At 63.3% G+C, this 21,917-nt stretch carries 18 protein-coding genes; 4 read left to right on the top strand and 14 right to left on the bottom strand.

The genetic code is table 11. The annotated features are described in order from the left end of the window. Positions 1-134: 134 nt before the first annotated feature. The 14 genes from AC1DZU_RS32965 to AC1DZU_RS32900 form a co-directional block, all read right to left on the bottom strand. Positions 135-1,010 carry a hypothetical protein gene (locus tag AC1DZU_RS32965; protein ID WP_477291306.1) on the bottom strand — a complete coding sequence of 292 codons (876 nt, stop codon included), beginning with the start codon at positions 1,008-1,010 and terminating at the stop codon, positions 135-137. Beyond that, positions 1,001-4,477 (bottom strand): efflux RND transporter permease subunit, encoded by a 3,477-nt coding sequence (locus AC1DZU_RS32960; protein WP_477291296.1) that lies wholly within the window; start codon positions 4,475-4,477, stop codon positions 1,001-1,003. The genes AC1DZU_RS32965 and AC1DZU_RS32960 overlap by 10 nt, the downstream gene beginning before the upstream one ends. After that, a complete protein-coding gene (locus tag AC1DZU_RS32955) occupies positions 4,474-7,590 on the bottom strand; it encodes an MdtB/MuxB family multidrug efflux RND transporter permease subunit (protein WP_477291294.1) in 3,117 nt (1,038 codons plus the stop codon). The genes AC1DZU_RS32960 and AC1DZU_RS32955 overlap by 4 nt, the downstream gene beginning before the upstream one ends. Further along, complete coding sequence (locus AC1DZU_RS32950) at positions 7,587-8,960, bottom strand: efflux RND transporter periplasmic adaptor subunit (RefSeq protein ID WP_477291292.1); 1,374 nt, start codon at positions 8,958-8,960, stop codon at positions 7,587-7,589. Before AC1DZU_RS32950 ends, AC1DZU_RS32955 begins: the two co-directional genes overlap by 4 nt. 348 nt (positions 8,961-9,308) lie before the next feature. Then, entirely contained in the window at positions 9,309-9,728 is a 420-nt protein-coding gene (locus AC1DZU_RS32945; RefSeq protein WP_477291290.1) for a hypothetical protein, read from the bottom strand. Positions 9,729-9,840: 112 nt separating this feature from the next. Then, entirely contained in the window at positions 9,841-10,641 is an 801-nt protein-coding gene (locus AC1DZU_RS32940) for an endonuclease/exonuclease/phosphatase family protein (RefSeq protein ID WP_095084468.1), read from the bottom strand. 109 nt (positions 10,642-10,750) lie between these two features. Beyond that, a complete protein-coding gene (locus tag AC1DZU_RS32935) occupies positions 10,751-12,214 on the bottom strand; it encodes a phospholipase D-like domain-containing protein (RefSeq protein WP_477291288.1) in 1,464 nt (487 codons plus the stop codon). Positions 12,215-12,303: 89 nt separating this feature from the next. Next, positions 12,304-13,116 (bottom strand): 3-methyl-2-oxobutanoate hydroxymethyltransferase, encoded by an 813-nt coding sequence (locus tag AC1DZU_RS32930; protein ID WP_477291286.1) that lies wholly within the window; start codon positions 13,114-13,116, stop codon positions 12,304-12,306. Between the two features lie 9 nt (positions 13,117-13,125). Then, positions 13,126-13,908: a TIM barrel protein gene (locus tag AC1DZU_RS32925; protein WP_477291284.1), complete on the bottom strand. Its 783-nt coding sequence runs from the start codon at positions 13,906-13,908 to the stop codon at positions 13,126-13,128. Between the two features lies 1 nt (position 13,909). Then, positions 13,910-14,221 carry a MocE family 2Fe-2S type ferredoxin gene (locus tag AC1DZU_RS32920; protein ID WP_477291282.1) on the bottom strand — a complete coding sequence of 104 codons (312 nt, stop codon included), beginning with the start codon at positions 14,219-14,221 and terminating at the stop codon, positions 13,910-13,912. 114 nt (positions 14,222-14,335) lie between these two features. Then, positions 14,336-15,160, bottom strand: a complete 825-nt coding sequence (locus AC1DZU_RS32915) for an ATP-binding cassette domain-containing protein (protein ID WP_477291280.1) — start codon at positions 15,158-15,160, stop codon at positions 14,336-14,338. Further along, the gene (locus AC1DZU_RS32910) at positions 15,157-16,161 is read right to left on the bottom strand and encodes an ABC transporter permease (RefSeq protein WP_477291304.1); all 1,005 of its coding nucleotides are present in this window, start codon (positions 16,159-16,161) and stop codon (positions 15,157-15,159) included. Before AC1DZU_RS32910 ends, AC1DZU_RS32915 begins: the two co-directional genes overlap by 4 nt. Positions 16,162-16,336: 175 nt before the next feature. Beyond that, on the bottom strand, positions 16,337-17,323 hold the full coding sequence (locus AC1DZU_RS32905) for a sugar ABC transporter substrate-binding protein (RefSeq protein ID WP_477291278.1): 987 nt from the start codon (positions 17,321-17,323) through the stop codon (positions 16,337-16,339). Between the two features lie 112 nt (positions 17,324-17,435). Beyond that, complete coding sequence (locus tag AC1DZU_RS32900) at positions 17,436-18,443, bottom strand: sterol desaturase family protein (protein ID WP_477291276.1); 1,008 nt, start codon at positions 18,441-18,443, stop codon at positions 17,436-17,438. A gap of 274 nt (positions 18,444-18,717) precedes the next feature. Between AC1DZU_RS32900 and AC1DZU_RS32895 the strand changes: the two genes are divergently transcribed. From AC1DZU_RS32895 to AC1DZU_RS32880, 4 genes are all read left to right on the top strand, one after another. After that, positions 18,718-19,755: a substrate-binding domain-containing protein gene (locus AC1DZU_RS32895; RefSeq protein WP_477291274.1), complete on the top strand. Its 1,038-nt coding sequence runs from the start codon at positions 18,718-18,720 to the stop codon at positions 19,753-19,755. Between the two features lie 235 nt (positions 19,756-19,990). After that, on the top strand, positions 19,991-20,188 hold the full coding sequence (locus AC1DZU_RS32890; protein WP_477291272.1) for a hypothetical protein: 198 nt from the start codon (positions 19,991-19,993) through the stop codon (positions 20,186-20,188). A 331-nt stretch (positions 20,189-20,519) separates the two neighbouring features. Further along, a complete protein-coding gene (locus AC1DZU_RS32885; protein ID WP_477291270.1) occupies positions 20,520-21,398 on the top strand; it encodes a helix-turn-helix domain-containing protein in 879 nt (292 codons plus the stop codon). Further along, positions 21,385-21,801: a helix-turn-helix domain-containing protein gene (locus tag AC1DZU_RS32880; protein WP_477291268.1), complete on the top strand. Its 417-nt coding sequence runs from the start codon at positions 21,385-21,387 to the stop codon at positions 21,799-21,801. Before AC1DZU_RS32885 ends, AC1DZU_RS32880 begins: the two co-directional genes overlap by 14 nt. Positions 21,802-21,917: the final 116 nt, after the last annotated feature.

Here is a 21,917-nt window from a genome sequence, read left to right as displayed (position 1 = left end):
TCGGCCTGACGGCTGCGAAGACCCAAACCACATTTTCAGCCTTCCGCTTCTGTGTCCAGAAGCAGTCCGCCGATGCCGGTTCACAGCATCGTGGGTTTGGTGCTTGACCTACGATTTCCCTGGGCAGGCCGATGTCACGGCGATTGTCGGCGGGCCTCGCTTGGCGGAAAACAGGCGTTGAAAGCGGCATCCACAATGGCCAGCTTGGCGGCCTGGACGGTCATGTACTCCAGGAAGAACGTCTTCGACACCCACATCACCGAATGGCCGCGCGGGCCGAGCCAGCCGATGCTGCCGAGATTCTCGGCCGCGCGCAGCTTGCGCGCAAGATGGGTCCGCGAGAGCTTGAGCCATCTGGCGAACTCGCCGATCGAAACCACGCTGGTTGGAATCCGATCCAGGCCGGCATGATCGGGATCGATGCCGGACATCAGCCAGTCCATGACGATGCCGCCATTGTTGAGCCAGATGAACAGGGAAAAGGTCTGGTTGGGTTCGCGCACCGGCTTGGAGGAAAGCAGGCCGTCCGCCACAAGAGGCTGCAGCCTGGCAACCATCTCGGGCCGCTCCAGGAACCTCGTCAGACGATCCCCGCCGTCGAGCTGATCCAGCGTCAGCAGATGGGCGAGGACCCAGCCGGTAAAGGTTTGCACGGTGGCCGCCGTCGGCTGCAGGGGGTGCGTGCGCCCGTCGCCGCCCGACACATATTCGGCGATGTGGTAGTGCAGCATCTCCTTGATGAAAGCGTCCGCGGTGTTGCGGCTGGCCACCGCGTGCTGGTGCACGACCTCGATGAAACGCGACACCGTCAGTTCCTTGCTGCGGTCGTGCGGGTCACGCCTGAAATGCATGGCAAGGCCGACATGGCCCATCAGCCAACGCTGCTGCGTGGCGAAAATGGAAGCCAGCCGCGGGCTCTCTTCATAGATGTGGATCAGCGCCAGCGACTGTGCCTGAACATAGCGATGCAGGGCTGGATGGCCGGCAATGTCTTCCAGATTCAGCGAAATCCTCCTTGTGTTCCGAGCGAGCCGCTGCAACCCAGACGACGTAACCACATTTTCAGCCTTCGCCGCTTGTGTCCAGACGTTCCATCCCGGTCCACAGGCATGGCGAGCAGGGCCGAGGCGGGCCAGGTTACAGGCCGTTGATCGCAGAGAGGAGTTTGGGACTCTCTGCGTCGGCTGGTTCTCATTCTCCCGGCTGTGCACCGGGCTGCCAGGGGGCGCCACTTTGGCGACCGCAGCCTCTGGCACCAGCGGCCGAAGCGGTCGACATAGATGTAGATGACCGGCGTCGTGTAGAGGGTCAGGACCTGGCTCAGCACCAGGCCGCCGACGATGGCGATGCCGAGCGGCTGGCGCAGTTCGCTGCCTTCGCCAAGGCCGATGGCCAGCGGCACGGCGCCGAACAGTGCCGCCATGGTCGTCATCATGATCGGGCGAAAGCGCAGCAGGCACGCCTGGTAGATGGCATCATGCGCCGACTTGTTCTCGTTGCGCTCGGCGGCCAGCGCGAAGTCGATCATCATGATCGCATTCTTCTTGACGATGCCGATCAGGAGGATGATGCCGATCAGCGCCATGATGCTGAATTCGATGTCGAAGGCCGACAGGGCCAGCAGCGCGCCGACGCCGGCCGAAGGCAGCGTGGAGAGAATGGTCAGCGGGTGGACGTAGCTCTCGTAGAGGATGCCGAGCACGACATAGACGGCGATGAGTGCAGCAAGGATGAGCAGCGGCTGGTCGGAGAGCGAATCCTGGAACACCCGGGCCGTGCCCTGGAAACTGCCATGGATGGTAGCCGGCATGCCGATGCGGTCCGCCGCCGCGTTGATGGCCGCGACCCCGTCGCTGAGCGCGACGCCCGGCGCGAGATTGAACGACAGCGTGGTGGCGACGAACAGGCCCTGGTGGTTGACCGAAAGCGGCGTGCTGCCGGGGCCATAGCTCGCGACCGACGACAACGGCACCATCGTCTCGGCACCGGTGCTGACGGCCGATCCGGTCGATGCGGCAGTCTTGCCGGTGCTGGTGATGGAATTGGTCGCCTGGTTGCGCGCGGCATCCGTCGCTGCGGCCGCGGCGCTGCCGGACTGCCCCGGCGCGACGAATGTGCCGGCAACGGCATTGCTCGCCTGCGAACCGTGCACCGATCCGCCCGACGTGCTGACATAGACCTGTTTCAGCGCTTCGGGGTTCTGCCAGTATTGCGGCGCCACCTCCATGATGACGTGGTACTGGTTGCGCGCCACATAGATGGTGGAAACCTGGCGCTGGCCGAAGGCATCGTAGAGCGTGTTGTCGATCTGGCCGACGGTGATGCCGAGGCGCGTCGCGGTGTCGCGATCGATGACGATATCCGCCTCCAGGCCCTTGTTCTGCTGGTCGCTGTTGACGTCGGTCAGCTTCGGCTCGGTCTGCAGTGCCGCCGCGAGTTTCGGCGCCCATTGCGCGAGGTCGTCGAAACTGTCGCCTTGCAGCGTGTACTGGTACTGCGCGTTCGACTGACGCCCGCCGACGCGGATGTCCTGCACCGCCTGCAGGAAGAGGGTGGCGCCCGGCACCACCGCAAGTTCGCGCCGCAGCCGGGCGATCACCTGGTCGGCGGAAACCTTGCGTTCGGCCAGCGGCTTCAGCGACACGAACATCGAGCCGGAATTGGTCTGGCCGCCGCCGGTGAAGCCGACAGCGGCATCGACGGCAGGGTCCTTGCTGACGATGCCGGCGAACTGGCTGAGTTTTTGCGACATCCGCTGGAAGGAGGTTGCCTGGTCGGCCTGGATCGAGCCGACTAGCCGGCCGGTATCCTGCTGCGGAAAGAATCCTTTGGGGATGGTGACGTAGAGATAGCCATTGAGGCAGAGCGTTGCCGCAAGTACCGCCATGATCAGCAGCGGATGCTCCAGCGCCCAGGAGAGCGATCGGCGGTAGCCGCTCAGCATGGCGTCGAAGACGCGCTCGCTGAAGCGGTAGAGACGGCCATGGCTGCGATCCCTTTCGCCGCGCAGCAGGATCGAGCACATCATCGGGGTGGTGGTCAGCGAAATCGCGAGCGAGACCAGGATTGCGGCCGACAGCGTGATGGCGAACTCGCGGAAGAGCCGGCCGATGATGCCGCCCATCAGCAGGATGGGTATGAAGACGGCAATCAGCGAAAGGCTCATCGACAGCACGGTGAAGCCAACTTCCTGCGCTCCCTTGATCGCCGCCTCTACGCGGCCCATGCCGGAAGCGGCATGGCGGGAGATGTTCTCGAGCACGACGATGGCGTCGTCGACGACGAAGCCGGTGGCCACCGTCAGCGCCATCAGCGACAGATTGTCGATGCTGAAGCCGAGCAGGTACATGGCGCCCAGCGTGCCGACCAGCGACACCGGTACCGCCACGATCGGCACCAGTGCCGAGCGCACGTCGCGCAGGAAGGCGAAGACGACCAGGATCACCAGGCCGATGGCGATCATCAGCGTCTGCGCGACTTCCCGCAGCGAGGCGCGGATGGTGGTCGAGCGGTCGACCGCCAGCGACAGATCGATGGCCGGCGAGATCGAGGCGCGCAGCGACGGCATAAGCGCCTTTACGCGGTCGACCGTGGCGATGATGTTGGCATTGGGCGATCGATTGAGGATGATCAGCACCCCCGGCTTGCCGTTGGCTAGACCGGCATTGCGGATGTTCTCGACGGAATCGTTGACCTGGCCGACGTCGGAAAGCCGCACCGGGGCGCCGTTGCGATAGGCCACCACCAGCGAGCGATAGGCGTCCGCATGGTTGGCCTGGTCGTTGGCGTAGATCTGATAGCGCTGCGGGCCGACGTCGATGGCGCCCTTGGGGCTGTGGGCGTTGGCCGAGGCGAGGGCCGCGCGCACATCCTCCAGCCCGATGCCGTAATTGTAGAGCGCCTGCGGATTGATCTCGACGCGCACCGCGGGCAGCGAACTGCCGCCCACCGACACCTCGCCAACACCATCGACCTGCGAGAGTTTCTGCGCCAGCACGGTGCTGGCGGCATCGTAGAGCTGCCCCTTGGACAGAGTGTCGGAGGTGAGCGTGAGAATGAGGATCGGTGCGTCGGCCGGATTGACCTTGCGATAGGTGGGGTTGGAATGCAGGCTGGACGGCAGGTCGGCGCGCGCCGCGTTGATCGCCGCCTGGACATCGCGCGCGGCGCCGTCGATGTCGCGATCGAGGCCGAACTGCAAAGTGACGCGCGCGCTGCCGACGCTGCTCGACGACGTCATTTCGTTGACATCGGCGATCTCGCCGAGATGCCGTTCGAGCGGGCTGGCGACCGTGTTTGCCACGACCTGCGGGCTGGCGCCCGGCAGTGATGCCCGCACCGAGATCACGGGGTAGTCGACCTCGGGCAATGGCGCCACCGGCAATTGAGGAAACGCCACCAGTCCTGCCGCCAGCAGGCCGAAGGTCAGCAAAGTCGTTGCGACCGGGCGCCGGATGAAGGGAACCGACAGGTTCATGGCGCGGCGTCCGCACCATACGCAGGCGGAAGGTCGGGCTGGGCGCCTTGCAGCCGGGCGGCAAGGCGATCAAGCCAGAGATAGATGACCGGCGTCGTGAACAGCGTCAGCAACTGGCTGACGAGCAGGCCGCCGACGATGGTGACGCCCAGCGGATGACGCAGTTCCGAGCCGACGCCGGTGCCGAGCATCAGCGGCAGCGCGCCAAGCATCGCCGCCAGCGTCGTCATCAGGATCGGGCGGAAACGCAGTAGGCAGGCTTGGTAGATGGCTTCGCGCGGCGCCTTGCCTTCGTTGCGCTGCGCGTCGAGCGCGAAGTCGATCATCATGATGGCGTTCTTCTTGACGACGCCGATCAAGAGGATGATGCCGATGATCGAGATGATGGTCAGGTCCTCGCCGGCGATCATCAACGCCAGCAGCGCGCCAATGCCGGCCGAAGGCAGTGTCGACAAGATGGTGATCGGGTGGATGAAGCTCTCATAGAGCACGCCGAGCACGATGTAGACGGTGATCACCGCCGCCAGGATCAGGAACAACGTGTTGTCGAGCGAAGCCTGGAAGGCGCGCGCCGCACCTTGAAAATTGGTGATGACGCTGAGCGGCATGCCGATCTCGCTTTGCGCCTGCTGAATCGCGGTGACCGCTTCGCCAAGCGACACGCCGGGTGCCAGGTTGAACGACACTGTGGTGGCGGGGAATTGCCCCATATGGGAGATCTGCAGCGGTGCGGTGGCGACGTGGGTGCTGGCGACCACGGCCAGCGGCACCGGACTGCCGCCGCTCGATGACGGCAGGTAGACGGAGGACAACGCGTTGAGCGAATCCTGCAAGGAGGGATCTGCTTCGAGAATGACCCGGTACTGGCTGGAGGTGGTGAAGATGGTCGAGACGATGCGCTGGCCGAAGGCGTCGTAGAGCGCGTTGTCGATCGTCGCCGGCGTGATGCCGAAGCGCGCCGCCTGGTCGCGGTCGATGTCGACGAAGACGGCGAGCCCGGCATCCGACAGGTCGCTGGCGACGTCTGCGATCTCAGGCAGCGTGTTCAACCTGGCCAGCAGCTTCGGCGTCCACAGCGTCAGTTCGTCCGGATTGGCGTCCTGCAGCACGAATTGATACTGCGTACGGCTGACCGTGCCGTCGATGGTCAGGTCCTGCACCGGCTGCATGTAGAGGGTGACGCCGGCCGTGGCGGCGGTCGCCTGCCTCAGCCTTGCTATGACTTGCGTGATGTCGGCGGTGCGCTTTTCATGCGGCTTGAGGTTGATCAGGATGCGGCCGACATTGAGCGTGGTGTTGGTGCCGTCGACGCCGATGAAGGACGACAGGCTGTCGACATCGGGGTCTTTCAGGATGATCGCCGCCAGCTCTTGCTGCCGCTCGGCCATCGAGGCGTAGGACACCGATTGCGGCGCCTCGGTGATGGCCTGGATGACGCCGGTATCCTGCACCGGGAAGAAACCCTTTGGGATGACCGCGTAGAGTGCAGCCGTCAGCACCAGCGTGGCCGCCGCCACCAGAAGCATCAGCGTTTGCCGGTCGAGCACCCAGGTCAGCGCGCGGCCGTAACCCCTGATCACCCAGTCGAAGAAGTCGCGGCTGGCGCGCTGCAGGGCGTTCTCGCGCACCGCCGACAATGGCTTGAGCAGCTTGGCGCAGGCCATCGGCACCAGCGTCAGCGACACCACGGCGGAAATCAGGATCGTGGTGGCGAGCGTGATGGAAAATTCGCGGAACAGCCTGCCGACGACATTGCCCATGAACAGCAGCGGGATCAGCACGGCGATCAGCGAGACGGTCAGCGATATGATGGTGAAGCCGATCTGCTGCGACCCCTTCAGCGCCGCCTGCAGCGGCGTCGCACCCTCCTCGACATAGCGCGCGATGTTCTCGATGACGACGATGGCGTCGTCGACGACGAAGCCGGTGGCGATGGTCAGCGCCATCAGTGAGAGATTGTCGAGGCTGAAGCCGAACAGGTACATGACCCCCAGCGTGCCGACCAGCGACAAGGGGACCGAGAGGCTCGGGATGAGCGTCGCACGGGCGCTGCGTAGGAAGACGAAAATGACCAGCACGACAAGAATGATCGCGAGCGTCAGTTCGTATTCGACGTCGCGCACGGACGCGCGGATGGTGGTGGTGCGGTCAGTCAGCACCTTGACGTCGACAGTGCTTGGGAGCGAGGCCTGCAATTGCGGCAGCAGTGCCTTGATGCGGTCGACCACCTCGATGACGTTGGCGCCGGGCTGGCGCTGGATGTTGACGATGATGGCCGGCGTGCTGTTCATCCAGGCCGCCAGCCTGTTGTTCTCGGTGGCGTCGACCACCGTTGCCACATCGCTCAGCCGCACCGGGGCGCCGTCCTTGTAGGCGACGATCAGCGAGCGGTATTCCTCGGCGCTTTTCAGCTGGTCATTGGCGTTGATTGTGTAGGCCCGCGAAGGCCCGTCGAAATTGCCTTTCGGCGTGTTGACGTTGGCGCTGCCCAGCGTGGTGCGCAGATCGTCGAGATTGAGGCCATAGGCGGCGAGCTTGCGCGGATCGGCCTGGACGCGCACGGCCGGGCGCTGGCCGCCGCTGAGGCTGACCAGACCGACGCCGGCCAGTTGCGAGATCTTCTGTGCCAGCCTTGTGTCGGCAAGCTGCTGCACATCGCGCAGCGGCATCGTGTCCGATGTCAGGCCGAGCGTCAGCACCGGCGCATCGGCCGGATTGACCTTGGCGTAGATCGGCGGCGCCGGCAGATCGGCTGGCAGCAGATTGCCGGCGGCGTTGATGGCCGCCTGCACCTCCTGCTCGGCGACATCGAGCGAGATCGCCAGGCTGAACTGCAGCGTGATGACCGAGGAGCCGGCCGAACTGACCGAATTCATCTGGTTCAGGTTGGCGATCTGCCCGAGCTGGACTTCCAGCGGCGCGGTGACCGAGGACGTCATGACGTCCGGGCTTGCTCCCGGATAGAAGGTCTGCACCTGGATGGTCGGATAGTCGACCTCGGGCAGCGCCGAGACCGGCAGATAGCGGTAAGCCAGCAGGCCGGACAGCATGATGGCGACCATGAACAGCGATGTCGCCACCGGCCGCAGAATGAAGGCTCGCGATGGGCTCATTGCTGCTGCCCGGACTCCGCGTGACGATGCTTGCGGCCCTGGCCCTTGTGCCTCCCGGTGTCGTCCGGCTTCGGCGTCTCGGATACCGGCTGATCGGGTGGCTGTGCCTGTGGTTGAGGCGCTGTCCCTGCCGGTGCAGGCGTTGATGCCTGCGCGGGTGCCTGTGCCGGAGCCTGTGTCTGGCCGTCCTGTTGCAGGTTGACATGGGCTCCTTCGCGAAGCTTGTCGGCGCCGTCGACGACGATGCGGTCGCCGGGGTTCAGGCCCGACAGGATCTCGACGTGCTCGCCATTGGTGACGCCAAGCGTGACCTTGCGCACGGAGACGGTGCTGTCGGGATTGACCAGATAGACGAAGGTGCCGGGCTGGCCGCGCTGTATCGAGGCGATCGGGGCGATCGCCACGTCCTTGTGCTCGTCCACCAGTAGCTCGACGTTGACGAACTGGTTCGGATAGAGAATGCGTGTTTCGTTGGAGAAGCCCGCCCTCAGCTTGATGGTGCCGGTGCTCGGGTCGATCTGGCTGTCGAAGGTTTCAAGCTGGCCGTCGGCGAGCTTCTTGTTGCCGGCGCGGTCGAAGGCGGTGGTGGGCAGCGTGGCGCCCTGCTGCAGGCGCTGCGCGATCTCCGGCAAGTCGTCCTCGGGCACGGTGAAGAGGACACTGATAGGCTGCAGCCTTGTGATGACGACAATGCCGTTGGTATCGCCCGGCGTCACGTAGTTGCCCTCATCCACCTGGCGCAGGCCGGCGCGGCCGTCGACCGGCGCCAGGATGCGGCAATTGTCGAGATTGAGGGTCGCGGTCTGAACCAAGGCCTGGTCGACCTGGATGGAGCCGGCGTCCTGCGCAACCAGGGCGACCTGCGCGTCGAGCGTCTGATGCGTCGCGGCGCCCTGGGTCACCAGTGTCTTGTCTCGTGCAAGGTCGAGCTGGGCGTCCTTCAGCATCGCCTGGTCGCGCGTCAGCTGGCCCTGGGCCTGGGCGAGTGCTGCCTGGTAGGGGCGGGGATCGACCTCAGCCAACAGATCGCCCTTGGCGACGTCCTGACCCTCCTTGAAGTTCACCTGGACAAGCGGGCCGGTGACCTGCGGCTTGACCGTGACGGTGGAGAGCGAGGTCACCGTGCCAAGCGCGTTGAGGGTGACGTCTATCGTGCCCTTCTCGATGGTGGCGGCGCCGATCGACATCGGTTGCGCGTTTCTTCTACCACCGGGCTGTCTGGCCTCGACATGCGGGCGTTGGTAGAGATAGGTGCCGGTGGCGGCGACAATTGCAATAAAGATCAGCCACGGGATCCAGCCACGCGAACGGCGTTGCGCGACATTCGTTTGCAGGGGCGTCTGCAGGGGTATTTCCAACTGCTGGTCCATGGCGGCATCTCTCACCCCCATCAACCAATATGGCTGAAACCGACCCAAGTCGAATTAACAGTTGGACAGGTTGACCGGCCATGCCGGCCGGTCATTCTCCTCGGTTTCTGCTGTTTCTGCTGTCGCGTCCTGACGGCCGGCGGGCGGGTTACATACGCATCAGCAGGCCACTGTCGACAGCGAGTTCGATGACGGTGATGTAGTTAGCGGCACCCAGACGCCGGCCTGCCTGGCAGCCGTCGCACATCACCGACTTCGGATGGCAGCGTTATATCGTCAGCTGGTCATCGGCTGACGAGGCAAAGCGAAAACCGGCCGGCTTGCGCCGACCGGTTGTTCCGGGCGAGATCAGCCGCAGACGCGGACTTCCTCGATCACCCTGTGGTGGTGGCGCCAGGTCTTGACCAGTTCGATATGGCAGCGGTGATGCCGGTGGTAGCGGCGATATTCGCCACCCTGGTAATCACCGAACTGTACGCTGTCGTCACCATACTGGTTGTCGTAATCGCGCCGGTGGTGGCGGCGATACTCACCACCTTGATAATCGCCAAACTGCACGCCGTCGTTCTGATCGTCGCCATATTGGTTGTCATCGTAATGACGGTCATGATGGCGGCGGATGATGATCTGGCCACCGTTGTCGGGCTGATCGTCCGATGAGTACTGGTTGTCGTCGGACTGGATAATCAAGCTTGCGGCTTGCGTTGGCGCAATGACGGCGGCCGTTGCGGCCAATGCCATCACCGAAGCCAGGAATAGGTTTTTCATGTCTCGTCCTCCTAGGGTTCAATCATATGAACTCGCGGGGAGGCTTAGCGTTCCAATATCGCTTTTCATAGCCGTGGACGCCAGGTTGGCCGTCATCGGCGGACAATTTGCCTTACAGGCGCACAAATGCCGTCAACGGCAGGTGGTCGGACGCCACCCGCGAAAGCGGCGTGTCATGCGCCTCCACGGCCGAGATCATGCCGTGCCGGTTGGCCATGATACGGTCGAGCGCCAGCAGCGGCAGGTTCGACGGGAAGGTCGGCACTGCCGGCGGCAGCGGGCCAAAGGTGACATGCAGCGTATTCAGCGCGGAGCGGTTGCCGAGCCGCCATTCGTTGAGATCACCGAGCAGGAGCGTCGGCGTGGCATCGGGGCTGTTCATGATATCCAGCACGACGCGGGCCTGCTGCGAGCGGGACCGACGCAGCAAACCGAGATGGGCGGCGATGACGCGCAGGGTCCGGTTTCCGTCAAGATCGATCTCCGCCACCACGGCGCCGCGTGGCTCCAGCCCCGGCAGCCTGATCTGATGCACGTCGCGGACGACGCCCTTCTTGAACAGCAGGACATTGCCATGCCAGCCATGCCCCTTGCCATTGGCTGCAATCGGCACCGGTACCAGGCCGGTTTCATGTTCCAGGCGAGACAGGTCGAGAAGCCCGTCACGGTCGCCGAAGCGGTTGTCGGCTTCCTGCAGCGCAATCACGTCAGGATCGATTTCGCGGATGACGCGGCTGGTCCGCTCGGGATCGAACTTCCTGTCGAGGCCGATGCATTTGTGAACGTTGTAGGAGGCAACTAGCGTTCCGGTTGTGCCTGTCCGCTTGGGCGCACCGGCGTTTGCCTTCCGCATCCTGCGGTCGCGAATGGATAGAAGCATGCTTGCCGGAAGGCTGCGTCCAGTTCTGTGCATATCTGTGCTGCTCGTCCTCGCTGGCTTCAATTCGGAACCGGGATACAGTCAAAATAGGCGCCGTCGGCATATATTCCATGACAGGCAGGCTTAAGCGCGCCAACCTAGGCTAGAGATAGGGCGAACCGAGCCACAATACCCGGTCGAACAGCCTGATAAGGAAGGGTCGGGCCCGCAAGGCGTCGAGCGTCACCGGCACTGCGGTTGCGAGCGCCGATCCGATCCGCGCCTCGATCTCGCTGGCAAAGCCGGCGTCCAGGACCTCGAGGTCGATCTCGAAATTCAGCCGCAGCGACCGGGCGTCAAGGTTGGAAGAGCCGACATACGCCCACACGCCGTCGATCGAAAGCAGCTTCGAATGGTCGAACGGTCCCTCCGTGCGCCAGATACGGCAATAGTTCTTCAGCAGCTGATCGAACTGCGCCGTCATAGCGCGGTCGACAAGGAAAAGATTGTTCACCGCCGGCACCACGATGTCGATTTCGACGCCGCGCCTTGCAGCGGTGGTCAAGGCGCTGATCAGTTCACGGTCCGGCAGGAAATAGGGCGACATCAGGCGGATCGATTTGCGGGCGACGGAGAACGCGCCGATCAGCAGCTTGTGGTTGGTCTCGATGCTGGCGTCCGGGCCGGACGCGACCGCCCGCACCAGCATGGGCAGGCCGGGCGCCGGCGACAGCGGCCCAATTCGCCAGGCATCGCCCTTCAACGGTTCGTCGGTGGCGAAGCGCCAATCCTCGGCGGCGACCGAGAAGAGATCGGCGACGACCGGACCAGTGACCCGGAAATGCGTGTCCCTGGCGCAGTTGGAACCGGCGAACTCGGCCGAGAAGCCCTTGCGGATGTTCATGCCGCCTGTGAAGGCGACCTTACCGTCGATGATCAGGATCTTCCTGTGGGTCCTTAGATTGGCGTAGGGCAGGCGCAGACCCATGACGATGTTGCCGTTGAAGACATCGGCGGTGATGTCGGCGCTGCGCAGATGCCCCAGGATGCTCGGCACGGAATAGCGGGCGCCGACGGCATCGATCAGCACGCGGACGGTTACGCCGCGCCGGACGGCGCCGGCAAGGGCCTCGACGAAGAGCATGCCGACGGCATCATTGTCGAAAATATAGGTCTCGAGCAGGACGCTGCGCTCGGCGCCATCGATCGCCGCGCACATGGCGGCATAGGCCTCGTCGCCTGTCTCCAGCACATCGATCGCGTTTCCGGGGTGGAGCGCGCGCCGCGCCACCCTGTCGCCCAGTGTCCGCAGACCGGTGAACCGCTGCCCGTATCGCTCGACGATCAGGGCCTCTTCGGCGGCGACGTCGTGCTCATGCTTGGCGGACACCGCGCCGCCGGCAAGCGGGCGCTGGGCGCTGATCGAGGCGCGACGGATGCGGTTGATACCAGCGACGGCATAGATCAGCACGCCGATGATGGGCGACAACACCATGACGCCGACCCAGCCGGTGGCGGCGCGGACATCTTCCTTGGTCATGACAACGTGGATGATGCCGACGGTCGCCATCAGCACCGAGATGATCGCAAGGATTTGGGGCCAGTGAGTCGCCAGTGTCTCGAACATTGGCGGGACTATCCAGCGAGCGGTTGCAGAAGGCAATGCGGCCGATCATGCCTCGGCGTCGAACAGGCTGAATGCCTCCAGGCAAAACATTAGAGGCCCAGCGACGCCTTGAAAGCAGAAAGCTCTTCGTCGGTGACGGGGACCACGTGCTGCGGCTCGGGGTAGGCGCCCGTCTGCACGTCGGATATGAACTCGCGATAGGCGGCGATGCGCTCGCGCTGCAGCCGCTCATATTTGGCGGCGAAGTTGCGGTAGGTCTTGGCGTGGCGCGGTCTGTGGCCGGCGGTGTGGCCGAGCACGTCCTCGCTGAAAAGATACTGCGCGTCGGCATGGGGCCCGGCGCCCATGCCGAGCATGATCATGGGCGTATTCCTGGTGATCAGTTCGGCGACCCGGTCGGGTACCACCTCCAGTTCGGCGCCGAAGCAGCCGATGGCCTCCAGGCGCTTGACGTGATCCCACACCGTACGCGCACTCTCGGCCGTCCTGCCGACGGCCTTGAAGCCGCCGGTCCAGGTGCATTGCGAGGGGATCAGGCCGACATGGGCGACGACCGGCACGGCGTTGTCGCAGAGCGCCTTCTGGGTGTCGAGCGAGGCGGCGCAGTAGAAGCAGTCGCCGCCGATTCGCATGAAGTGGTAGGCGGTTTTGAGATAGTCCTCCGAGGTGACCAGATTGCCGGCGGGACCGTAGGGCAGCCCAACCTGTACGAAGCAGCGGCCGGCCGCCTCGCGCATCTCGGGCGAGAAGAAGCGGCCTTCGATCGAAAGCATGTCGATGCCGGCCGCATCCGCTGCCGCCGCCTCCTCGAGAGAGGTGACGTAGAGCATGGAAATCTTTTGTCCGCGGCCCTTCATGGCGCGGATGTCGGCGACGGTGGGACGGCTGTTCTTGGTGACCATTCTTGTTCCTCAGACGGTGAAAGCTTCACGGAAGGCCTGCAGTGCCGCCTCGGGATCACCCGAGGCAAACGCTTCCATGCCCACCGGCCCGCGGTAGCCCATGTCCTTCAGCGCGCGGGCGATGCCGCGATAGTTGACTTCGCCCGTGCCGGGCTCCATTCGGCCCGGCACGTCGGCCACCTGGACCTCGCCGATCCATGGCAGGCAGGCGCGGCACAGCGCGATCAAGTTCCCTTCGCCGATCTGCGCATGGTAGAGGTCGAGGTTGAGGCGCAGGCCCGGCCGGTTGACGCTCGACACCAGCGCAAGCGTGTCTTCGGCTCGTGCAAAAGGCACGCCGGGATGGTCGACCGGAAGGTTCAAATTCTCCAGCGTGAATGTCACGCCTTCAGCCTCGGCGAGATCCGCAATCCGGTTCAGCGTGTCGTGTGCCCTGAGCCACATCGCGCCGGTGACGGTCTCGCAGGGTGCGACCGGCAGGCCGCCGTCACCCAACCCGGTACCGTGCAGGTTGAGCCGCGCGACGCCGAGGCGTTTGCCGACCGCCGCGGTCTCTTTCGCCGTCTTCAGCAGTTCCGCGGCGCCCTCGTCATCGGAGAGACGGCCGCGCAGGTAGCCGTTCATGATCGAGAAGGTCGCGCCGGATTTCTCGAGCATTGCGAGGTCGTGATCGGGCCAGTTCCAGAGGCCGATCTGGAAGCCCATTTCGGTGAGGCGCCGTACGCGCCACTCCATCGGCCGGTCGCGCCAGAGCATCTCGGCGCAAGCCGCAAGGGTGAAGGTATCGGACATGTCAGACCTCGATGTACACGCGGCCGTCCTCGACCTTGGTGTTGTAGATTTTAAGGTTCACGCAGACCGGTGCGCGCAGCGCTTCGCCGGTCCTGTAATCGAACACGCCGTTATGCTTGGGGCATTCGATCCTGTATTCCATAACCAGCCCGTCGCTCAGATGCACCTTCTCATGCGTACACAGCCCGTCGGTGCAGAAGAACGCATCGTCGGGGCTGCGGTAGATGGCGAATGTCCGGCCCTCGTGATCGAAGCGGATAACGTCCTCTTCCTCGATATCATCGGCCGCACACGCATCAATCCACTTTGCCATTGTCGCCCTGCAGTCTGTTCTTGGGTTGGTCGAAAAGACAGCCGGCGGAACCACGCGTTCCGCCGGCCGCACAGGAAGATGCCCGGGAGGAGGAGATGGGCGTCTTCACTGGGTTCACGCATGGCTCGCGTCGCGCGGCGCATGCCTGTCGTCAGCCGCCGAGAAGCTCTCGATCTCGGCTTCGAGTTCGGCCATCTGCTCGCCGCCTGCCATCAGGTCGGTGATCGCTTCGCGGCTTTTCTCACCCTTGCGGAAGTCAGCGGCCTTGGCACCCCTGATGAGGACGGCGAAGTGGTCGCCGACGGTCAGCGCATGGACGACATTGTGGGTGATGAAGATCACCGCTATGCCCTTGCGGCGCGCCTGCAGGACGATGCGCAGGACATGCGCCGCCTCCTTGACGCCGAGTGCCGCTGTCGGCTCGTCGAGGATCAGCACACTTGCGCCAAAATGCACGGCGCGCGCGATCGCCAGCGCCTGACGCTCACCACCGGACAGTCCACCGACGAGGCGATCGCCGTCGTCGATGCGGGTGATGCCGAGCTGGCGCATCTCGGTGACGGCGATCTCGTTGGCCCGCTTGCGGTCGTAGATGGTGAGCGGCCCCCAGCGCCGCGTCGGCTCGGCGCCGACGAAGAAGGATCGGCCGATGCTCATCAGCGGGAACGTCCCGCCGAATTGGTGGACGGTCGCGATGCCGTGGTCGCTGGCGTCGCGCGGACTGTCGAAGGCGACGGCCCTGCCGTCCATTTCCATCGTGCCCGATGTCGGTTTGTGGACGCCGGAAAGGATCTTGATCAGCGTCGATTTGCCGGCACCATTGTCGCCGAGCAGGCACAACACCTCGCCTCTGTTGACCTCCAACGAAATGTCGTGAAGCACGTCGATCGGTCCGAACGACTTGTTGATCCCGGTCAGCCTGAGCAGGGGCGTGGTCATGAGCGGACCCTCGATTTGGTGCGTGGCGCGTAGGTCAGCGCCATGGTGCGGAAGGTGTTGTTCATCAGCACGGCCGCCAGCAGCAGGACGCCGATGATCAGGCTTGCCCAGTTGGCGTCGAAGCCGGTGTAGAAAATGCCCTGGTTGACGATGGAGAAGGTCAGCGTGCCCAGCACGATGCCGACCACCGAACCGTAACCGCCGGTGAGCAGCACGCCGCCGATGACCACCGCGATGATCGAGTTGAAGATGAACGACTGCCCGGCGGCCACCTGGGCGCTGTTGTAGAGGATCGCCTGCGACATGCCGACGAAGGCCGCGCACAGGCCGCTGCTCATGAACAGCGCGATGGTGACCCGGTCCGTCGGGATGCCGGCATTGCGGGCGCTGACGGCGTCACCGCCCATGGCCAGGATCCAGTTGCCGAAGCGTGAGAAATTCAGGATGAAACCGACGATCAGGACGATGGCGATCCACCAGAACAGGGTCACCTGGAATTTGCCGCCGAGATAGTCGCCAAACACAAGCTTGGCGATCGGTCCGCTCTTCAGCGCGACACTGGTGCTACCGGACAGGATGATCGAAAGGCCAAGCGTCAGGCCGGCCAGCGCGAACAGCGTTGCCAGGGTGACGACGAAGGACGGCACTTTGGTGCGGATCACCAGAACCCCGTTGATGAAGCCGACGGCCAGCCCAAGGCCAAGCGCGGCGAGAATGCCGACGATGATCGGCAGGCCGTAGTGGCCCGAGATGATGGCAATGGTCATCGAGCTGGCCGGGATCATCGAGCCGACGGAGAGATCGAGGTGTCCGGCGATCATCAGCAGCCCGATGGGAAGCGCGATGATGCCGAGTTCCGAGGCGACGTTGAGCCAGCTCGCGGCGCCGCCGGCCGACAGGAAATTGGCGCCGCCGAAGATCGAGAAGAAGACCAGCACGGCGATCATGCCGATCAGCGAGCCGACCTCGGGGCGCCGTACGAGGCTGCCGATCGAGGGCATCGAAGAATGCGGGGCGGGTGGCGCAGTCGCTACCACGGCGGGTTGGTCATGGGCTTGGGATGTCATCGAAGTGGTCCCTGGCTTGAACAATGAGGAGCCTGGCGCTGCCCTCGTCGAGGGGCGCCGGCCGGCGATGTCCGGCCCTCGGAGGGGCCGGACACTCAGTTTGCGCAAGTTAGCGGGCGCCGGCCGCCGCGCCGCCCATCGTCGCGTCGACATTGGCGGCGTCGACGATCCCCGGTCCGGTCAGCACCGGCTTCGTCGGCAGGTCGAGCCCATAGTTCACGAAGCCGTTGAGCAGGGACACCGCAAGATAGCCCTGCAGATAGGGTTGCTGGTCGATCGAGAACATCTGCGTGCCGTCCTTGATGCGCTGCAGGCCGGTTTCGTCCATGTCGAACGAAGCCAGCTTGACCTTGTCGCCGACATTGGCCTGGCTGATTGCGTTGGCCGCACTGTTGGCGTCGCCAGCGCTGATGGTGATCAGGCCATCGAGCGTGTTGTCTTTCAGCACGGCTGCCTTGATCGCCTCGGCGACCGCGGTTGGGTTGCCGAAGCTGGATGAAGGCAGCGGCAGCTGGGTGGATTTGCCGCCGCTCTTGGCGATGGCGTCAGCTATGCCCTTGCAGCGGTCTTCCGTGTTGGTGGAGCCCGGCAAGGTGTTGACGCACAGCACATTCTTGGCGCCATGGCTGCCGAAATAGGCGCCGCCGCCGAGACCGGCCGCGTATTCTTCGTTGCCGACATAGTTCATGGCGCCGAGCCGCTTGGCTGCGTCCATGCCGCCGGAATTGTAGATGATGAGCGGCACACCGGCGGCAACGACTTCCTTGAAGGCGTCGTCCATGGCCTCGGGCACCCAGTCGGGGCCGACGATGGCGCTCGGCTTCTGGCTGAGCGCTGTGCGGATCAGCTTGGCGGCATCCGGGCCGAGATTGTCGTAGTTCTGCGGGCCGAGCCAGGTCACAGAGCCGCCGGTCAGTTCGGCGACCTTGCCGGCGTCATCGGCGCCCTTCTTGACCTTCGACCAGAACGGATCGTCCGCCTTGCCGCCGATGACGAAGATTTTTGCCCCTTTCGACTCGGCCATTGTCGATGTGGCCGATGTCGCCGCCACCCCCGCAAGCATGATCGCCGCCAAGAGCTTCGTGATACGCTTCATTTTCGTTTCCTCCCATTTGCCGTCTTCAGACGGGTTTAGAAAAACTTTGATCTCTCCTGCGCGCCTCTCTCCCAGTTGCGCGCCGTGTAACGTGATCGATGGGTCGCCGGAGTCATGCCCTGGCGTTCATGCGCTCTTTCTTTTTCTGGAACCGGGCGTCCATCATGGCGTCGCCCTCCCTGGTGCCGTCGTGCAGGGTGCCGAACCATCTATCGAGCGGGATCAGCCCGTCGCCGCCGTAGTTCACCTCGAAATATTTATGGTGCAGGTAGTGTGCGTAGGCGTGGCTCGATACGGCTGTGTCCTGCGTGAGTTCCAGCTTTTCGAAGCCGAGATGGCCGTTGACGGCACCGAAGCCGGCGACGTGCAGTTGGAACAGTGCGACGATGGGGTTGGACGGGATCAGAAGATGCCAGAAGGCGACCGCGTGATAGAGGAACCCTTCCACTGGGTGCATCGACAGCGACGACCATGGCGACGGGTTGATCGAATTGTGGTGGACCGAGTGGATCCAGCGATAGAGCGGACCCCAGTGGATCAGGCGGTGGATGAAGAAGAAATGCACCTCGTGAATGGCCGGTGCGACCAGCACCAGCGCGGCGAGGTAGACGGGGTGATCCTGCCAGCCGACCCACGGCACGTAGCCGTTGGCAAAGCACCACAGGAAGATGACTTCGGCCACCGTCCATAGCGGGATGGTGATGAAGAACGAGCGCAGGAAGTTGTCGAGGTTCTGGCTCTGGAACCAGAACACGTCGGAAGGCGCATCGCCAGGGAATTTGTGGTTGTATTTGAACCGCGTCGCCTGGGCGCGCCTGATGTAATAGCGCAGCTCGAAGATGCCGTAGAAGACCAGGATCGCCGCGGCGTTAACGGCGTAGAGCCACAGCGCCCAGCCCCAGCTGATGGTCTTCATCGTTTCGACGCCGGGGACGACATAGAACAAGTAAAGGAGGGCGGTGGCCATGTGGAAGGCATTCCACGGCCAGATATAACCGGGCAGCCACGCCAGGATCTTCGGCAGCCTCGGTGGCCAATTCCACAACGGCACGGCCTCGATGCGCCCGTTCGGCTTCCAGTCGCCGCGCTTGTCGCGCACGCCGTATTTGAGATCGTCCATCCCGGATCCTCCACCCGCAGTGCCTGGGATGGCTCGCACGCGCACGCTGCCTCACACCGCCGTTGGGCGGAGGGTCGGAACCTTGTCTGCGCTGTGCTGCTTCTATCCCTGGGCTGGCGGTGCTTGCGCCTTCTTTGCTTGTGCCCGAGATAAACATCTTGATCCAAAATGAATCAAGAATAGAATGTTTATTCCAAATGAATTGTATCATTCGTCTCAGGACTTCCCGGCGAATGATATTTTCGTATCAATTGCTATAGGCTGATGAGACGAAATGGATCAGAACAAGCGGCCGACAATCAAGGATGTTGCCGCCGCGGCCAATGTTTCGGTGGCCACCGTCAACCGGGTGCTGGGCGGCTCTGGCGCCGTCCGCCAGGGCACGCGCGAGCGCGTCAGGCTGGCGGCGGAGCAGATCGGTTTCTACGGCATGGGCGCGCTGCGCAGCCGCATAGCGGCCGCGCTACCGCGCTACCGGTTCGGTTTCCTGCTGCATCAGCCCGGCCGCGCTTTCTACCGCAACATTGCCGAGGCGATACGTGCGGTGGCGCCGACGATGCCTGACTGCGAGATAGAGCTGCGCACCGAGTTTCTCGACGATCTGTCGCCGCAGAACGTCGCCTCGCGCTTGCTGGCCTTGGGCGCCGAATGCGACGCCGTCGGCGTCGTTGCCGCGGTGCATCCCCTCGTCACCCAGGCCGTGGACACGCTGCATGCCCGCAACGTGCCGGTCTTTGCGCTGATCTCGCAGATATCGGCGACAGGCCAGGTTCCCTACATCGGGCTGGATGGCTGGAAGGTCGGGCGCACCGCGGCCTGGGTGTTCGAGCACGTCTGCCGGGCGCCCGGCAAGCTCGGTATCCTCGTCGGCAATCATCGCTACCGCTGCCAGGAAATGAACGAAAGCGGTTTTCGCTCCTATTTCCGTGAGCACGCCCCTGGCTTCACGCTGCTGGAGCCGCTGCTGACCTTCGAATCGAGCGCCATCGCGCAGGAGATGACCGAAAAGCTGCTGAACGAAAATCCGGATCTGTCTGGCCTCTATGTTGCCGGCGGCGGCATCACCGGCGCCATAGCGGCGCTGCGGTCCACCGGGCGGGCCGGCAGCGTCGTCGTCGTCGGCTATGAACTGATGGACACGACCCGCGCCGCACTTCTCGACGGCACACTGACCTTCGTCATTTCGCACCCACTGGCGCGTATCGCGCAAGAAGCGCTGGCGGGCATGGTCCGCGCCGTCTCCGCCCCGAACGAAGGCGGCAACTTCACCACGATCCTGCCCTTCGAAATCTACACCCGCGAGAACATCTAGTTCACGGCCCGGTCGCGTCGGCGTGGATGAGACGGTCGATCCGAATGAAGCCAAGAGTTCGAACCGATCGAGCTCCGATGGAATCCTGGCGAAGCAAGGAGATCGCGTGACCTAGCGTCGTCCCCGCGCCGCTTCGGTTCTCCAGGCTTCCTATGCTTGGTTCCGGAGTCGTTGTATATCAGCAGAAATGAAATTGACGATGTAACACATCGATCGATGGCGAGGGGAGCGCCGCATGATGGAATTCAACTTCGATGGACCTCCCGTGGGTGACGCCGTCGACATGGCGGCTGAATGTCAGAGCCGATTGCTGCCTCACATCCGCGAAATCGTCCAGGCGGCGGTGGCTGCCGGGTGGGACGAGGAGGATGTCCTTCTGGGTTTTGTGGAACTTGCGTGGGATTTGTACGAAAAGCGTCGCGGTGATTCCTAGCCAAGCGCGACGAACAGGCTGACCCTATGCCGCGTCATGGCTCCGAGTTCACGCGTAGCTGACGAGAATATTTTTCAATTCCTCCCAGGTCGCTGGAAAGGCATGCCTCGCTCATGTCATCAGACGCAATGCGCGGCTGGAAAAGGCCTTGCCATTTGAAACAAAAATCCTCGTTGCTTCCTTTAGCAATCCCTGCTTTGCCTTTCATCCAAAACATAATTTTGCGGTTGTATACAATGTTCTTCCTTAACCCCGGCCCTCGCGATACGCTGATTGCGGGTTGACGCGGGCGAAGGGGGCTTTCAGGCGGCGGCAACGCAGGCGAGGTGGAATGAAATACCCAGACGAGGCTCGGGGGAGCGGCGATTCCCGAGGCGTCGATCGAAACCAAACGACACGATACGTCCTGGACATCATCGCCGAAAGCGAGGGTCCCCGAAAGGCCACGGCCCAGGGCAGCGTGATACACTTCGTCCGCCGCGGTCCTGGATCGCAGACGTTCCTGGGCAGCAAACATTCGGTTGGGATTGTGCTGGCACCGGCAGCCAAGTTGCGCGCTTCGCCCGGCAGCGACAGGCTGACGGAGTATCATGCGCCAGTCGGCTGCCTCGTCATCAACCCGGCGGGCGTGGACAGCAGGCTTGCCTGGTCGGCGACCAGGGAGAACGCCGTCATCATGCGAAAAATACGGGCCGCCGAACTCGCCTCGGTCGCAGGAGTTTCACCGAATCATTTCATAGCAAGGTTTGCCACGACGTTCGGGATGCCGCCACATCGGTACCTGATCAACCTGCGTCTCGACTTCGCGGAAAAGCTGCTCCTCGATGGCGAGCTCGCGATTGCCGAAGTCGCTTATCTGGCTGGATTTTTGGACCAAAGCCATTTGGCGCCCATGAAGAAGTACAGGGGAAGAACACCCAGGACCGCATATGCTTCCGCCAGAACTGAAAAGCCGCGCGCCGCTTTGAAATCGAGCGACATGCATTGGTCTGGCAAGGCAGCGACACCTGCTGCTCAGGCACCCAAGACAGGCATTTCCTACAAAGATTCCCGAATTTTGCAAAATACGTCCATCACGAATGTGCCCATGCTCTGTGTCATAAGACAGTTCGATCAATCACGAATTGTTTGCTTGAGGGAACGGACAATCCGCCCTCAGGTTGATGTCCTTAGGGGCGGTATCAGGAGGCCGAAAAGTGCGGCGCGATGATGATTCCGCGGGATGGACGTCCGGGACGGACGCGGCGCGACAGCCGGCACTGAACGTCAAAGGCGGGCTTTCCGTTCGCAGTGCACGCAAGGTGCAGGAGTTCTTGAACGAGAACTTTGCGCGCAAGCTGACGCTTGCCGAGATGGCTGCGGTTTGCGGGCTGTCGCCCTATCACTTCGTGCGAGCTTTCTCCAGGACGTTCGGGGCGCCGCCGCATCAGTACGTTCTCGATCTGCGGCTGGCCTTCGCGGAAAGGCTGCTTGCCGACAACAGTATGACGATCGCGGACGTCGCGCATCTGAGCGGGTTTTCGAGCCAGAGCCACTTTACCACGATGATGAAGAAATATCGAAAAACAACGCCATTGCAGGCGCGCCAGAGTAAGATCAGTTCAAAAAAATAAGTAAAATATCATCCGGAAAGTTGTTTAATTGCCGCTTATCAAAGCGTGACCTAAAGTAACAGACTGTTAACTCCCGCTGGGTTGCTCCCCTCTTTTCTCACAAGACAGCAATTTCC

This window comes from Mesorhizobium sp. P2_A12 (assembly GCF_056405075.1).
The sequence above is the reverse complement of the archived record's forward strand: the minus strand, read 5'-3'. Positions and strand labels throughout refer to the sequence as shown.

What these genes read in the sequence shown, in the direction of transcription:
- AC1DZU_RS32930 (WP_477291286.1), bottom strand. Translation starts at nt 13,116, where the DNA reads ATGGTCACCAAGAACAGCCGTCCCACCGTCGCCGACATCCGCGCCATG.
- AC1DZU_RS32885 (WP_477291270.1), top strand. Translation starts at nt 20,520, where the DNA reads ATGAAATACCCAGACGAGGCTCGGGGGAGCGGCGATTCCCGAGGCGTC.
- AC1DZU_RS32940 (WP_095084468.1), bottom strand. Translation starts at nt 10,641, where the DNA reads ATGCACAGAACTGGACGCAGCCTTCCGGCAAGCATGCTTCTATCCATT.
- AC1DZU_RS32890 (WP_477291272.1), top strand. Translation starts at nt 19,991, where the DNA reads ATGATGGAATTCAACTTCGATGGACCTCCCGTGGGTGACGCCGTCGAC.
- AC1DZU_RS32955 (WP_477291294.1), bottom strand. Translation starts at nt 7,590, where the DNA reads ATGAGCCCATCGCGAGCCTTCATTCTGCGGCCGGTGGCGACATCGCTG.
- AC1DZU_RS32910 (WP_477291304.1), bottom strand. Translation starts at nt 16,161, where the DNA reads ATGCCCTCGATCGGCAGCCTCGTACGGCGCCCCGAGGTCGGCTCGCTG.
- AC1DZU_RS32960 (WP_477291296.1), bottom strand. Translation starts at nt 4,477, where the DNA reads ATGAACCTGTCGGTTCCCTTCATCCGGCGCCCGGTCGCAACGACTTTG.
- AC1DZU_RS32950 (WP_477291292.1), bottom strand. Translation starts at nt 8,960, where the DNA reads ATGGACCAGCAGTTGGAAATACCCCTGCAGACGCCCCTGCAAACGAAT.
- AC1DZU_RS32915 (WP_477291280.1), bottom strand. Translation starts at nt 15,160, where the DNA reads ATGACCACGCCCCTGCTCAGGCTGACCGGGATCAACAAGTCGTTCGGA.
- AC1DZU_RS32905 (WP_477291278.1), bottom strand. Translation starts at nt 17,323, where the DNA reads ATGAAGCGTATCACGAAGCTCTTGGCGGCGATCATGCTTGCGGGGGTG.
- AC1DZU_RS32920 (WP_477291282.1), bottom strand. Translation starts at nt 14,221, where the DNA reads ATGGCAAAGTGGATTGATGCGTGTGCGGCCGATGATATCGAGGAAGAG.
- AC1DZU_RS32935 (WP_477291288.1), bottom strand. Translation starts at nt 12,214, where the DNA reads ATGTTCGAGACACTGGCGACTCACTGGCCCCAAATCCTTGCGATCATC.
- AC1DZU_RS32945 (WP_477291290.1), bottom strand. Translation starts at nt 9,728, where the DNA reads ATGAAAAACCTATTCCTGGCTTCGGTGATGGCATTGGCCGCAACGGCC.
- AC1DZU_RS32900 (WP_477291276.1), bottom strand. Translation starts at nt 18,443, where the DNA reads ATGGACGATCTCAAATACGGCGTGCGCGACAAGCGCGGCGACTGGAAG.
- AC1DZU_RS32895 (WP_477291274.1), top strand. Translation starts at nt 18,718, where the DNA reads ATGGATCAGAACAAGCGGCCGACAATCAAGGATGTTGCCGCCGCGGCC.
- AC1DZU_RS32925 (WP_477291284.1), bottom strand. Translation starts at nt 13,908, where the DNA reads ATGTCCGATACCTTCACCCTTGCGGCTTGCGCCGAGATGCTCTGGCGC.